Here is a 14,850-nt window from a genome sequence, read left to right on the forward strand (position 1 = left end):
CACGGCCAGCGTCTGGCCAAATCGGCTGCCCGGAAAAAGCCAGCAGGCGGACAGACGGGCGCATTCGCCACAGCCGTGATGGCCGGTGCGATTGCTACCACCGGTCGATCAATCATTAGGCTGGCGTTTGGCGGCGTGATACCGGCGGGATGACGTCAACGAAGTCCGGATTTTTCCCGGCTTTGCTGACAGGATTCGCGCCAGTCTTGAAGTTGCTGGGCGTAACGACGCACCAACTCGGGATGCTCCGATGCAATGTCCTGATCTTCGCCCGGGTCGTCGATCAAATCGAACAGCTGGAACTGCGTCTTCTTTCCTTTCGGGCGGTACAGCTTGTAACGCTGATCAATCAAGGCCACCGATTGGCCGTATTCGAACATCAGCGGGCTCGGTCGCTTGGCATTGCCGCCGTCAATCCACGGCAGCAAACTGATGCCGTCATAAGGCCGGTCGCCCGGCAGTTCAAAGCCCAGCACATCGGCGATCGTCGGCACATAGTCACTGGTGAAGCAGGGCATCGAAAGCGTGCGAGCTTCACCGATACGTTGTGGCCAGACCAGGATTCCGGGAACGCGAATGCCGCCTTCCAAAAGGTCGCGTTTACGCCCACGCAAGTGACCGGCCGTTCCCGGATCTTTGCCCTTTTTGCCTTCCGGGCCGTTATCGCTGCAGTACCACAGCATGGTATCGCGATCGACGCCCAGGTCGGCCAGCGTTTGACGCAGTCGGCCCACCTGATCATCCAACGCAGTGATCGACCCATAGTAGTGCCTGCGATCGATCGGAAAATCCTTGTACATCTGCAGGTACTTACCGCCCGCAATCGTCGGCTTATGCGGTGTGTGGAACCAAATAACGGCCAAGAACGGCTGGTTGTTTTCCACGCTGTCGGAAATGAACTTCAAGGCCCGGTCCATCACGACGCGACTGTCATCGCCGCTGACATTTTCGGTGACACTTTGGTCGGGCCCGGTCCAGTAGTGCGTCCCATAGAACTCACCCGGCTCCTTCCCCGCAGCGCCGGCGGAATGTCCATAGCCTTCGGTGGGAACTTGCAGCGGATTCCAAGTGGGGACTTTCGATTCGGTGACGAAGGAGACGTCGACGGAGTGTTCCCACGGTGGGCTGTAATCGTTGGTGTTGCCCGGTCGGCCGCGATTCGCGTCTTTGACTTTGGTCGTCAAGGTTCCCAAATGCCATTTGCCAAAATGGCCGGTGCGATAACCATGTTGCTTCATGATTTCGGGCAAGACCAATTCACGATCCAGCAAGCGACCATGATTGGCCGTGTTGATGCCAAAACGGATCGAATTACGACCGGTGTAACAGCTGCCTCGGGTGGGCGAACACACTGATGAACCGGAGTAAAAGCGATCGAAACGAATGCCTTCGCGGGACATCGCGTCCAGGTGCGGCGTGCGCAGATCCGGGTGACCGTTGTACGCGACGTCACCCCAGCCCATGTCGTCGGCCATGCACAAGATGACGTTGGGACGCGCCGCGGACGCTTCGTCGGCGTTCGCACTTTGGCGGCCGCCGCTGAAGGGGCTCAGACAAACGAAACCCAGCATGCACCCCAGACCGATGCACATCTGTCGGAAATGATTGGATGCCGATGGAAACGGCGATACGGCGGCGCGATGGTTCATGGATTTCGACGAAAAAGCGGCGGGACAGGATGGGGTGGGCGCACGGGCGATTCGGCATCCACCGATGCCGTGCGATGCAGAGCCTAAGGTAGCCCAGACGCGATCGTCGATGTGGCCGCCGTGGCAAAAGTCGGCGTCACGCGTTTGGGAAGCCGAAAGTTTGCGGGAACGATGGACTATTCGGCCAGATGTTCGAACCGAACGTAGTAGGCCCCACGTTCCTTGCCGGCCTGTGAGTCAATGCAGCGTGTTTTGACCAAAGACTCGCCTGCAGGAAGCGTCACCGAGAATTCGGCTGCGGTGTCGTCGCGATCCAGCGACTGTGACCAAGTTCGCTGGCCGATGGTCAGCTCCACCCGATCGTATTGCATGGAACGATTTCGTTGGTCCGGATACCGAGACAGCTTGACCCGATAACGCCCCGCTTGTTTCACGTCCAAGGCCCAAAAGCCTTGAATCCACAGGTCGTCGTCGGCCAGTTGAGGCTGCTGCCAAATCACACCCCCCTTGGTCGGATGCCAGTCGCGAACGGTCATCAATGTCGACGCATAGGGGCCGGGACCGACCATGAATCTTGTAAATGGAACGCCGCCGTCGCCGGTGGGATCGGTGGTGCGACGTTCATCGCCCTCGGTCGCATCAATGCCGTAAACGTCTTCGAAATGTTCGCGATACGCCGCGGAAAGTTCGTCCACGATGTCGGGGTAGCGATCGGCAACGTCGACGCGTTGGCCGGGGTCCGATTCGATATCAAACAACTGTCCGTTAACCAGACGGAACTGTTGCGTCATCACGGCATAGTTTGGCTTTCTGCGTTTGGCACCCGGCTGCAGCATGCAAACCGGTTGATCGCCTTGCCGCTGAACGAATAGTTTCCGATCATGCCAAGCGGCGTTGGGGTCTTTCAAAATGGCGGCCATGCTGTGGCCGTCAAAGGTGACGTCCTTCGGCGGTGACAGGTCGCACAGATCGATCAACGTGGGCATCCAGTCGCGGTGGCACGTCAAATGATCGACGTCCACATCGGCCGGCAATCCATCGGGCCAGCGGACGAAGCAGGCGACGTGGTGACCGCCGTCATAGACCGATCCTTTCTTGCCACGCATCCCCGCGTTGTAACCGTCGTCGTCTTCGGTGCCGGTCGATCCCATTGCCGTGCCGTTGTCCGACATGAAGATGACGATCGTTTCCTCGGCCAAGTCATGCTTTTCCAATGCCGTCATCAGACGACCAAGGTTGGCATCAAAGTTCGCGATCATGCCATAGAACTTGGCCCGCTCCGCTTCAATTCCCATCTCTGCGTAGGGACGCCAAGCTTCCTCCGGAGCACGAAACGGAGAGTGCATGGCGTTAAGTGGCAGGTAGACAAAGAATGGGGGACGCGACGTTGCACCGGAGACGGATGCTTGATGGTCGTCCAGATAGCTAAGCAGGTTGTCGAACCAAACGTCGGTGCAGTATCCCGTCGTGGATTCGGCCACACCGTTGCGAAAATACGTGTCGTCGAAATAGTCGTTTTCGGGCGGGTTGCCGATCTCGTCCACTCCGCCGGCGCGATGGCAAAAGACATCATCGAATCCGCGGAAACGCGGCGCATAGGGGTAAGTGTCGCCCAGGTGCCATTTGCCAAACATCGCGGTGCGATAGCCAGAATCTCGGAACACCTGGGCCATCGTGGTTTCATCGTGTCGCAGCATTTGCCGACCGATCACAACATCCCAAGCTCCGACGCGTGTGCAGTACCGGCCCGTCATTAGTGCCGATCGCGTGGGCGTACAGATCGGATCGACGTGATAGTCGGTCAGCCGCACGCTTTGGGCCGCCAACGTGTCCAAGTTGGGTGTTTTCAGCCACGGATTTCCGTGACATCCCATGTCGCCGTAGCCTTGATCGTCGGTGACGATCAGCAGAACGTTTGGCGACGATTTTGATCGCGAAGACGCCCCGGCATCGTCGGCCGCAGTGGTGACCGGCGGCACGCACGCGGCGAACAAAACAGCGGCTGCGACGACCGATAAACGGCGTCCAATGAGACGATGCGGCGATAGCATGGCGGGCGGGGCGGGATGTGGGGGCCGGGCAGGAGAAGGGACGCCACCAATTGTAGATTGTTGACACCTGCCGCTCAATTCGACCACAACGCATCCGCCGGTAGTGGTCGCCGCCGCTGGGCGAAAATGCCGCTAGGAGAAATCGAACATCGATCCAGCCGACTCTTTGATCTCCTGGATGTACTTGTCCACCTCCGCGTCTTCGTATTCGCCCTGCAGGTACTCCTTCAACTGGACCAACTTCTCCTTGGTCGATGCGAGCGCGGTGGAAACGCTTTCGGGCAATTCGATCGATTCCGCTTTGGTTTCAATCCATTCGATCAATTCGCTGACTCTCGCTTTCAGCTCTTCCGGCTTGTCTTTCAATTGATCCAGATCGCCGAACTTCTCTTTCAACGGCGTCATCATCGCCATCGCTTCGTCTGAAAGATTTGCCGCCGCCTCCTTTCCTTTTTCCACCATCTCCGCGGTACCTTCGGAGATCTTTTCGCCGGCCTCGGCGACATTCTGCTCCGCGGACTCCAGAGCCTTTGACGCCTCTTGTGAATCGCATCCGGTCATTGCGGCCATCAAACCGATGACAGGAATCCAACCGACAACCATTGCGGACCAAATCATCTTGCGCATCGCGGCGACCTTTTTAGGGAAAGGCAGATCCAAAAACGAAAAAAGCGTCCCGCGGGCTCGGGGAGAGAAATAACGAAGCCAGCCCGCGGGACGCTCAATGATATCGGTTGCTAGATACACGCGTGGCGAATTCATCAAACGCGCACCGAGATGACACAATTCAGCAAAACATCTGCGGTGCGAAATCGGGCCGGCAATGAACGATCATTCGAACCATTTTCTGATTCGTTTCAGCCCCACCTCCGCGGGCTCAACCGGCCAGTACTCCAGACCGACATAGCCTTGATAATTGATTTCGCCGATCGCTGCAAAAACGCTGGGGTAGTGGATTTCGCCTCGATCCAACTCGTGCCGACCCGGGTTGCCGGCGGCGTGAAAGTGACCGATCCGGTCGATGCCCGAAGTGATACGTTCGATCAGATGACCTTCGCTGATTTGCTGGTGGTAGATGTCAAAGACCACGCGCACGTTGGGGCTGTTGACCTTGTCGACGATTTGAAAGGCCTCGTCGCTGCGGATCAGATAGTACCCCGCGTGGTCGACCAACTCGTTCAGCGGTTCGATGACCAGCGTGATATCGGTCCCCGCCAAAAGCGCGGCCGCCGCCGTCAAACCGTCAACCAAAGCATCGTGTTGTTCGGCTCGAGGAACGCCCTTGCGAAAGTCGCCGACTTGCGAAATCAGCGTGCGACAATCCAGATCTTTCGCGGCGACAATGGATTCTTCCAGACCATTCAGATAGTCCGATCGCACGGCGGGATCCACCAGGCTGATGAACTTGGTGCAACACGCAGAAATCGCCATGTTGTGGTTGTCGCGGGCACGTTTGATCTCCGCCAAGTCCTTGTCCCACCACCCCCAAAACTCAAACGCGTTGATACCGGCATCATGAACTCGCTTGACGGCGTCGGTCACCGATAGATCGCCGAACACCGCGTCGATACATACGGATGGTTTCAACTTTCCTGTCATGCCGGTGGGACTCCTGCGGTGGTGATTCGTTTGATCGAGGGCGGGGCAAAGGTTGACGGCACGGCTTCGATGCCGAAGACGCAAGCAAGAATTGATAATCCGCGATCCAAACGATGACCAGACGGCAGCGTGCCGCGGTCGCGTGATTTTGGCGTCAAGCGATCGCCGGCGATCAAGCCAAGTGGTCGATCGCAGACTGGATTTCTGCGATCACCTCAGGATCGTTTTCGGTCCCCAGACGCTGCAACAAGATCGACCGTGCTTCGCCACCGATCCGGCCCAATGCCCATGCGGATGCGGATCGGACCAACGGTTCGTGATCGGACAAACCGGTGGTCAGCGGTCCGAGGCTTTCCGTGCTGCCTTGATTGCCCAAGACGATCGCGGCGTTTCGCAGGATGCCCCGGCGTCGGGTTCGCCACAACGCGGTTTTGCGATAGCGTTTTCGGAACTGTTCATCATCCAACGTGAACAGATCGTGCAGGTCCAGTTCCGTCATCGTCGGTTCCGGCGATGCCATCGATTCGACGCCCGTTTGCGTGTCCCCGCGTGACGATTGCCGATTCCAGGGGCAAACTTCTTGGCAAACGTCGCAACCAAAAACCCAGTCACCGATTTGCGGGCGTAGGGGCCGGGGAATGCTGCCGCGATGTTCGATTGTCAGATAGCTGATGCATCGGGACGCATCCATGACGCCGGGCTGTGGAAACGCGTCGGTCGGACAGGCATCCAGGCAAGCGGTGCAGGTGCCGCAATGAAAACGATCGAACGGTGGATCCGGCTGCAGTTGCACGGTGGTCAGTATGCACGCTAGAAAGAAATAGCTGCCGACCTGGGGTCGCAGCAGCAGTGTGTTTTTGCCTCGCCAACCCAGGCCGGCCAACTGTGCAACTTCACGTTCCATGATCGGTGCGGTGTCGACCACACCACGCGACCGCGACTCAGGTGCAACCGACTGTAACTGACGGCAAAGCGTCTTCAGCTTGGGATGGATCCAATCGTGATAATCGTCGCCGGTCCACGCGTAACGGGCGACCTTTCCGCGACCACCGGTGGATTGACCGTGGCTGGGCACAGGGTTTCTCGGAGCATCGATCTGTTCGGATCCACTGGGATAGGGATATGCCAAGGCGATGATGGAACGGACGCCTGGCAACACCCCACTGGGATGTTTGTAGGCGTCGATCCGCTGGGAAAAGTAATCCATTTCAGCGGCATAGCCTTCGTCGATCCAGCGCAGCAATTCGCTGTGGCCCTGTGACGAAACCGCTGGCGCGAATCCGCACAGGTGGAAGCCCAACTGGCCGGCGAGGGCGCGAATTTCCGCTTTCAATTCGTCGTGAACGGGATCGGATTGCATGTGGCCAATGGACGCACGTGGCGGGGATGGTGGGGATCGAACGTGCGGGACGATGACTATTGTGGACCGATTCGACATATTGGGAAACCGCGTTCGACCGGAAAATCTTCGTCGACGCCCCGCCTTAGGCGATCTTCCCGCCTAGTTTCATCCCCCCTCCCTTCCCACCTTAGGAAACCCCATGGGCATCTTTCGTTTCCTGAATCCGTCTCCGGTTCAACGCGCTGTCGCGTTTGGCATGATCGCCGCGATGATTGTTTGCGGTAACGCTGAATCACGATTCCTTAGCGCGGCGGACGAAACGTCTGCGTATCAATTGTTTGTCGACATTCATGCGGATGACGGGGGTACCGGAACGGCGGACCATCCCTTGCCGAACTTGGAAGCCGCCAAGCAGACGATTCGGCAACGACGCGGTTCGGGGGCCTGGGCGGTCGGCGGTGCGGTCGTGGTGAACGTCGCGCCGGGGGTTTACCCGGCCGAATCGTCGCTGGGGTTCGGGGCGGCCGATGGTGGAAGCGAATCTGCACCCGTGATCTATCGCAGCACCCAGCCTGGTGGCGCCACAATTCAGGGCGGCGTCACGCTGAAGGCGTCGGACTTTCGGCCGGTTCGCCAAGCGTTGGATGATCCCGCAACGACGAGAATGGATCCCGGCGTCTGGGATCGAGTCCTTGTCTGCGACTTGGGCGATCGAGGGATGGAGTTTCCGAAGGTTCCGAAATCCTATCGTGCGGTTCCGCCGGCACCTTGGTTGTACGTGGATGGACGGCCGATGGAGTTGGCTCGGTGGCCGAATCACGATGACGGTGATGGATGGGCAAGATTCCACGAAGCGATCGACACGGGGCTGGGGAATCCCGATAGCGAAGACCCCGCCAAGCGTCAGTTGCGTCCGGGATCCTTTCGTTTCGACGATCCGCGTCCCGCACGCTGGGACATTCAGCGTGGCGTTTGGTTGTGCGGCTATTGGACACACGACTGGAGCGATGAAGTCATTCAGATCGCTCAATACGATCCCGCCGAAAAGGCGATCCAGTTGGCTGCGCCGCATCACTATGGCATCAAAGGAAAGACTTGGGGCAACAGCCAGCGTCGTTTCTTTGCCGTCAATGTCTTGAGCGAACTGGATGCACCGGGCGAATGGTATCTGGATCGTCAGCAACAACGTTTGTTCTTGGATCCACCGACTGGTTTCGCAGATTCGTCCATCACGCTGGCCACACTGACCGAACCGATCCTGAAGATCGAACAAGCGAAGCACCTGCGTTTCGAAGGCTTCACGATCGAATTCGGACACGGCGATGCCATCGATGTTCGTGACGGACGCGATGTTCGGATCGCCGGATGTACGATTCGAAACATGGGTGCCGGTGGTGTCCGCGTGACCGGATCGGAAAACCAAGTGCGTTCGTGTGACTTGTATCAGCTGGGGACGTTTGGTATTTCGCTAAGTGGTGGCGATCGCAAGCAACTGACCATGGCTGGCAACGTGGCGGACAATAATCATGTTCACCACTACGGATTGTTTCAGCGGACGTATGCGGCCGGGATTTCAGCGGGCGGATGCGGGCAAACCATCACGAACAACCTGATTCATGACGCGCCGCACAACGCGATTCGATACGGCGGCAACGAACATCGCATTGAACGCAACGAGATTCATCATGTCGTGTTGGAAACGGGCGACGCGGGCGCGTTCTACACCGGACGTGATTGGACCAGTCAGGGAAATGTGTTGCGGCACAACTACATTCACGACCTTGGCGTTGGGAACACCGATCACGTCAACACCATGGCGATCTATTTGGATGATTGTGACAGCGGCGACACGTTGGAAGGCAACATCATGGTCCGTGCCGGTCGCGCGGTGATGATTGGCGGCGGCCGTGACAACAAAGTCGTCAACAACTTGGTGATCGATTGCCCGATCGGTATCCATCTGGATTCACGTGGGATGACGTGGTCGCAGTGGAACAATCCGGAACACCCGAGTTGGATGCTGGAGGACAAAGCATTGGCTTTGGGCTATCAGTCACCAATCTGGGCCCAGCGCTATCCCAGCCTTGCCAAGATCATGGCGGATTCACCCAAGGAACCGCTGCACAACCGGTTCGCACGCAATGTGTTTGTCGATTGCGACCGACGTGTTTGCCAATTCGATAGCAACGTGATGAAGTTGCTTGGCAAGTTGGACGTTGCCGACAATGTGGCGGTCACCAGCACCGGATCGTCTGCGTCAACGGTCAAGGTCGCAGACCTTGCTGGCTTTGCCAATCAAGACGCCAAGATCGATGCGTCCGGTGACGACAAAGTGGGCGCGTATTTGAAACAACAAGACGCATCCGGATGGATGGGGATCGACGGCTGGGAACCGATTCCGGTGGACAGGATCGGGTTGCGAAAGGACGCTTACCGAAAAACGTTGCCATAGCGTAACGTTGCAACGCGATCGTCAACGGCTATCGACGCGTCGCTGCATTGCCGGCGACGTCGGTGGTTGAACCGCGAAGACTGTGTCGGTAGTAGACTTCCAAGCACAGCGTCGCCATCGCGGTGGTGTAAACTTTGCCGCCATAGCCGCCCCAAACCGAATCGGTCGGCCAACTGCCGTCGGGCAACTGGGTCGCCAGTAAACGTGTCTTCAGTGCCTGGTTCCAACGCTGCCACGCGGCATCCTGCAACTGGTGCAATGCGATTGTCGCGTAGTACCAGTAGTAGTAATTGTCTTGGCCCACACCGGGCGGCTGTTCCAGCAAGAATTGTTCGGCTTCGAAGATCTCAGCCGGCGGAACCGTGTCACCCATCAGCAATCGGGTGGCCAGCGCCTCGGCGGTCATCGTCCGCGTCGGTTTTTCGCCGGGGCGATAGCTGGCCAAGCCGCCGCTGCGGCCGGCACGAACGGTCCGCAAGAATCGCAGTACACCGCCGACCGCTTGACGATCGGCGGGCAGCCCCGCGCGGAAACCGGCATCCATAACCATCGCCTGCCATCCCAATTGGCTCAGGTCGCCGGGATCGCCGGGCGTGTATCGAAACCCACCAGTGGTCGGATGCTGCATCGACCGGGTGTACATCAACGCCCGTCGCGTGGCTTCGATCGCGTTGGGGTCGGATGACATCGCCGCGGCTTCGCCCATGGCCAACGCGGCCATTCCGTGGCAGTAGTTCGATGCGTAAAGCGTGGCGTTGCCGGCCAGGGATCCGCTGGATTTCTGTTGACGGATCAGATAGACCAGGCCGCGATAGACGTTTTCGCTGTAGGGGCCTTCGACGTGCGTGTTGCCCGAACCGACCATGGCCAACAAAGCCAACCCGGTGGATGCGGAATCCGAACGTGACCCGGCGACCACGCCGTGGGCGTCGGATCGAGCTTCACCCAGTGGCCGTCGTTCTTGGCCGGATCCGGCCGATCGGCTGTCAAAACCACCGTCGGACCGTTGATGCATGGCCAGGAATTTCAAAGCGCGTCCCACGGCGGCTTCGGTGTTCTGGTCGCCACCGGTTTGTTGCAGTGCCAGCTGTTTCGCGGAACCGACTCGGTTGGCAAAGTCGGCTTTGCGCGCGCCGGCCGTCATGGCTGCGGGGGCACTGGAGATCGCGCTGCTGACGGTCGCCGTCGGATGTGACGCGGGGGCCGATGTGCCAGGGGGCGGTGCGCTGGCGGGCGATGGCGTCGATGAAGTGATCGCGGCCTGCTTTGATGGATCGGGCGATGAAGCCGCCGAAGTATCCATGGCGGAACTAACGGCGGGCTCCGGTGCAATGGACTGTGTGGAATCGATCTGGCTGGCTGCGGCCATATCGTTTGTCGCGTCGATCTCGTTCAGCCAGTCGTCCAACAACGCTTGCGTGGCCATCGCGATCGGCTGATCGTTGATGGAGTCGCTGGGCTCTGTGTTTTCCGTTGGATTTTCGGCATCCTCGGGTCTCGGTGCAGCATCGAATGATTCGAACGCCAATGAATCGGGAACCGGGGCCGGTTGGGGTGGCATCGGATCGGCCGGCGCGACATCGGCAACATCCGTCGCGGCGTCATCAATCGGCGGATCCAAGGGTGCCGTCGGGGTTTCGACCAGATCGGTCAGTTCGGCGACCGGAAGCGGCGCAATCATGGCCGACGGATCGTCACCAGCAACGTCCGTGGTCCAAAGGTCCGCATCAAAGACGGCGACATTGACTTCCGAAACACCGGGATCGTCGTCGCTGTCGGGATCGACGTTGGTGCTGCCGCCGGGATTCTGGATCAACGGCACGGCAAAGAAAATCACCGCGTGCAGGGCGATCGACATCAACAAACAGACCACCGCCGCTTGTCGACCGCTGCGTTTTCGACGACCGAACAACCAAACCGTGATGACCAACAGCCCGATCGCTGCAACGGCGACGGGATAAACCACCCATGGATCGGTCCACAAGTTCGTCGGATCGATCACCGTCGCATGCCTTGTGGAGAGACCGAAGCGACCGATGGACCTTTGGCGGCCAAATTGATGTTGGCGATTCCCGAATTGCGAATCGTGCGCAGGATCTGGTCGACGACGTCAAACGGTGCGTTGCGTTCGGCGCGAACCAGCACACGCAAACCGGGATAGACGGCAAACTGTTCTTGAAGACTTTGGTACAGCTGATCCGGTGCAACCATTTGTCCGTCCAACGTGACGCTGCCGTCGCCGGCGACATCGACGATGCGTTTGTCGGGCAGTCGGCTGATGGCTTGCATGTCCGCGGCACCGGCGACGTTGACGTTCACCCGGCTTTCCGATTCGCTGAACTTGCTGCCGACCATGAAGAAAATCACCAACAAGAACACCACATCAATCATGGGTGTCAGGTTGATCGTTGCGTCTTCGGATCGGCTGCGTTTGGGCATCGGAGTTTTCCGGCGTTGCAATCAGCGTGGCTAGGCGGCGCGACGTTTACGCGACTTGGTTCCGCCGCCGGCACTTTCCAGGCCTTCGGCGGAAATACAATCGACGACGCGTTGGCACAGCTTGTCGATTTCGTTCAAGTATCCGTCCGACTTGGCACTGAAATACATGTAAGCCAGGTAAGCGGGAATGGCGACGGACAGACCGCCGGCGGTGGTCAGCAGTGCTTGGCTAATTCCGCTGGCCAACAGTTCGGGGTGGCCGATCGATTCTTGGCTGCTGATCGTTTCAAACGCTTCGATCATGCCCAAGACGGTGCCCAACAGTCCGATCAATGGGGCGACATTGCTGATCGCGTGAAAGACCCGCAGGAAACGACGCAGACCGTCGGCGACGCGATCGCCCGCATCCATCACCGCTTGTTCGACTTCGAACATGGGGCGGCCCCAGCGGCGAACGGCTGCTTGAAAGACCTCCGCGACGGGGCAACTGAATTCTTCGCACAACTCGGTCGCCTCGTCGAAGCTTAGTTGTCCGTCTTCGACACATTCGGTGAACCGGCGCACGAACGGACGCGGGATCACGCGGCCGCGACGCAGTGAAACCAACCGTTCCATCGACAATGCCAAAACCACCAGCGAACAGATCGCCAGTGGGATCATCAACACGCCACCTTGGGAGATCTTGTCGACGATCGCCGGCATTTCCCAAGCGGCCGATTCGTCTTCGGACTCCGGTGCAATGTCTTGTTGCGTTTGCGGCAATTCCTGGTTCAGCGACGGGATCGATGACGGCGCGGACGCGATGCGTGCATCCGGGCCGGTGGCCGCTGTGTTGTAGTATTGGGTGTTGCCGTTGTTGAAATTCGACTGGCCATTGAATCCCGCTTGGCCGCCCTGGAAGTTCAGCGACTGGGGACGCATCTGCTGGCCGGTGGCGACCGGCATCCATGCGGTCCATGCGACCAAGCCGAAGGCCAGGACCATCGGTGGCAACAGGAATGACACCAAGCCCCGCCATGCCGGGCTGCCGCGTCGATCGTCGGCCGCAACGAATTTTCTGGTTCCGCCTTTGTTCGTCATCGCTTCAACGTCGAATCCGCTTGCGAGGATGCTGCTGGTAGATTGGCGAGCCGGCGTCGTGCCAATTCGCTGTGGGGACTGTCGCCGAAGCGACGTACGAGGTTGCCATAACACATCGATGCCGATTGTGTCCTCCCCAAATGTTCAAACGATTTGCCCGCTTGGACCAACGACGCCGCCACCCAGGGTGATTCCGGGTCGATGCCTTCGACCAGTCGGTAGGCGTCGATCGCTGCCGTGTAGTCTTGCTGCAAGAAATACGTTTCCCCGATCAACCACTGGGCGCGGCCGCGAAGGGTGGTGATCGCGTGGGGGTTCCGGACGACCGATTCCAACAGGTCGCGGGCGTGCCCGAACTGCAGGGCTCGGATCGAAAGGTCCGCGTCCAGCAGATCCACGAACACCCGTTTGGCCGTGTCGGTGCCGGCGGCCTGTCGCGCCGCCAAGACTCGCGCCGCCGCTTCGTCACGCTGGCCGTGTTGGCAGGCGATCTCCGCCAGACGCAGCAGCGACGTGATTCGAGTGTCCCCGAAATCATCGACCGCTCGGATCCACCAAGCATGCGACTGTTGTCCGCGACCGTCTTGCACCAACGATTCCGCCAAAATCGATAGCAGCTCGGCGGGTTCTTTCAGCGCTGGTTCTTCGGGCAGGTCGTGGTCTTTGGGGGCCGCCACGTCCGCCGGGGAGCTTGTCTTTCCGATCACGTCATCGGCCGTGGCGTCGCCGAGTGCGGCGGCAATGGAGCTCCAATCCGATGCCGCAGCCAAACGCCGGCAAGCGGCCAGCTTGACCGGGATCGAGATGTCGTTATTGGTCAGGCCCGTCAGAATCTTGCTGGACAAGATGGTTGCGAAGGTGCCGTCGCCGATATTCGATAGCCTCTTTTGGACCCACCGGATGGTGTCCGCGTCGTCGGTGTTACGGATCAAACGCTGGGCGTCGTCATCGAACGCATCGGGTTGATCGCCGCCCGCATCGACCAGGACAAGCAACGCCAGGACTTGACTGTCCGAGACTGGTTCGGCTTGTCTGCGAAAATGTTTCAGCCAGTGACTGTCGGCCAGTTCCGTGGGATTCCAATCGCCTGATTTTGCCTTCGAGACAAGCATTGACGTCAGGCCGGACGTCGGATCAGTGGTTGGGGCCCCAGCGTCCACAACGCTTGTCATCGCGAAAGGCAACATGGAATCGGCGGAACGCCAGTCGTCGGCCAGGATGAAGTGTTGGATCGCTTGATGGGCCGCGACCACCGCATCGCTGTGATCGGGATGGTTGCGAACAAAGTCGGCCATCGCGTTGCCAATTTCGGCCGGCGAAGCGTCCGGGTTGGACAGCACGCACCAGGCCGAGCCCAGGTCGGCAGTGGCCGCGACGTCCGCCGAAGCGGTTTTTGCCACGAGTGCAAAGGTGGTGGCCGCGGCGGCCGGGTCGGACTGCATTTGTCGTTTGGCTGATCGCATCAGGAACGTGTGGATCCACTGGCGATGCGTTTCGTCCAATTCGTCAGCGTGTGCTAACGCCTCTTCAAGACACTGTGTTGCACCGGAGAAATCACCGTCGGCGGCCAGGGCGGACGCGGAAGCCATGCGAATGCCGTTTCGACGCGATGCCGGCAGGTCGGCGCCGGCGTGGTGTAACCAATTCAGGCAACGACGAAACGTCTCGGCGGCATTCTGGCTGTCCTGCGTCAATGCTTGACCCAGCATGACGTGGGTCAGGATCATCGCCGGTCCGATCTGTCGGCGGTCCGCTTCGCTGATGGACTGCGCGGGCCCCAATGCTTGATCGACTTTGCTCAGGCGGTCGTTCGCTTGGCTCAGTTCGCCGCTTTGGATCAGGCGTCGGACTTCGGCCAATTCGTTCAGCGTGTTGGCCGGTACGGACGCGGAATCATGCGTGGAGTCGACGGCTTCTTGTGCCGACGATGGTTTCCAGTCGATCGCCAGGACGCATCCAAGCGTGACCAGGATGACGGTCGTCATCACTGGCGGGCGACGGTGCCTGTGGATCGATTCGTGCATCAACTGGCTGGGCGGGTCGGTGGACTCGTTCGAAAAGCTCGGGTGCGACGCACACCTCGTGTCGATCGAGCAGGGATCGACGTCCCCTGGCATGCTTACCCAAATTGCGCCGGCGCAATCAATAGCGACAAAAGCGATTCGGTCGGCTGGGGGTGCGGGCGTCCAAAAACGATCTTGCGGCGGGCGCGACCGAGTGCTTACAAGCCGATCAGCC

Annotated in this window: 10 protein-coding genes; 1 reads left to right on the plus strand and 9 read right to left on the minus strand. The window is 59.4% G+C overall.

The genetic code is table 11. The features are described from left to right. Positions 1-155: 155 nt before the first annotated feature. The 5 genes from Mal65_RS13110 to queG all read right to left on the minus strand — a co-directional run bounded on the left by Mal65_RS13110 (position 156) and on the right by queG (position 6,659). Positions 156-1,649, minus strand: coding sequence for a sulfatase family protein (locus Mal65_RS13110; protein WP_231131359.1), 1,494 nt, complete (start codon positions 1,647-1,649; stop codon positions 156-158). Between the two features lie 176 nt (positions 1,650-1,825). Further along, the gene (locus Mal65_RS13115; protein WP_196784811.1) at positions 1,826-3,700 is read right to left on the minus strand and encodes an arylsulfatase; all 1,875 of its coding nucleotides are present in this window, start codon (positions 3,698-3,700) and stop codon (positions 1,826-1,828) included. Between the two features lie 132 nt (positions 3,701-3,832). Continuing rightward, positions 3,833-4,327 carry a hypothetical protein gene (locus tag Mal65_RS13120; RefSeq protein WP_165701245.1) on the minus strand — a complete coding sequence of 165 codons (495 nt, stop codon included), beginning with the start codon at positions 4,325-4,327 and terminating at the stop codon, positions 3,833-3,835. A 204-nt stretch (positions 4,328-4,531) separates the two neighbouring features. Beyond that, positions 4,532-5,299: a TIM barrel protein gene (locus Mal65_RS13125; RefSeq protein WP_145298269.1), complete on the minus strand. Its 768-nt coding sequence runs from the start codon at positions 5,297-5,299 to the stop codon at positions 4,532-4,534. Positions 5,300-5,471: 172 nt separating this feature from the next. Next, positions 5,472-6,659, minus strand: a complete 1,188-nt coding sequence (gene queG / locus Mal65_RS13130) for a tRNA epoxyqueuosine(34) reductase QueG (RefSeq protein WP_145298272.1) — start codon at positions 6,657-6,659, stop codon at positions 5,472-5,474. A gap of 181 nt (positions 6,660-6,840) precedes the next feature. Between queG and Mal65_RS13135 the strand changes: the two genes are divergently transcribed. Next, on the plus strand, positions 6,841-9,093 hold the full coding sequence (locus Mal65_RS13135) for a right-handed parallel beta-helix repeat-containing protein (protein ID WP_145298275.1): 2,253 nt from the start codon (positions 6,841-6,843) through the stop codon (positions 9,091-9,093). Between the two features lie 28 nt (positions 9,094-9,121). On the opposite strand, the gene Mal65_RS13140 is transcribed toward Mal65_RS13135, so the two are convergent. From Mal65_RS13140 to Mal65_RS13155, 4 genes are all read right to left on the minus strand, one after another. Next, complete coding sequence (locus Mal65_RS13140; RefSeq protein ID WP_196784812.1) at positions 9,122-11,095, minus strand: prenyltransferase/squalene oxidase repeat-containing protein; 1,974 nt, start codon at positions 11,093-11,095, stop codon at positions 9,122-9,124. After that, a complete protein-coding gene (locus Mal65_RS13145; RefSeq protein WP_145298278.1) occupies positions 11,092-11,532 on the minus strand; it encodes an ExbD/TolR family protein in 441 nt (146 codons plus the stop codon). Before Mal65_RS13145 ends, Mal65_RS13140 begins: the two co-directional genes overlap by 4 nt. 30 nt (positions 11,533-11,562) lie before the next feature. Continuing rightward, entirely contained in the window at positions 11,563-12,516 is a 954-nt protein-coding gene (locus Mal65_RS13150) for a MotA/TolQ/ExbB proton channel family protein (protein WP_390621848.1), read from the minus strand. Positions 12,517-12,608: 92 nt separating this feature from the next. Then, the gene (locus Mal65_RS13155) at positions 12,609-14,597 is read right to left on the minus strand and encodes a tetratricopeptide repeat protein (protein WP_165701246.1); all 1,989 of its coding nucleotides are present in this window, start codon (positions 14,595-14,597) and stop codon (positions 12,609-12,611) included. Positions 14,598-14,850: the final 253 nt, after the last annotated feature.

This window comes from Crateriforma conspicua, from assembly GCF_007752935.1.
Taxonomy (GTDB): domain Bacteria; phylum Planctomycetota; class Planctomycetia; order Pirellulales; family Pirellulaceae; genus Crateriforma; species Crateriforma conspicua.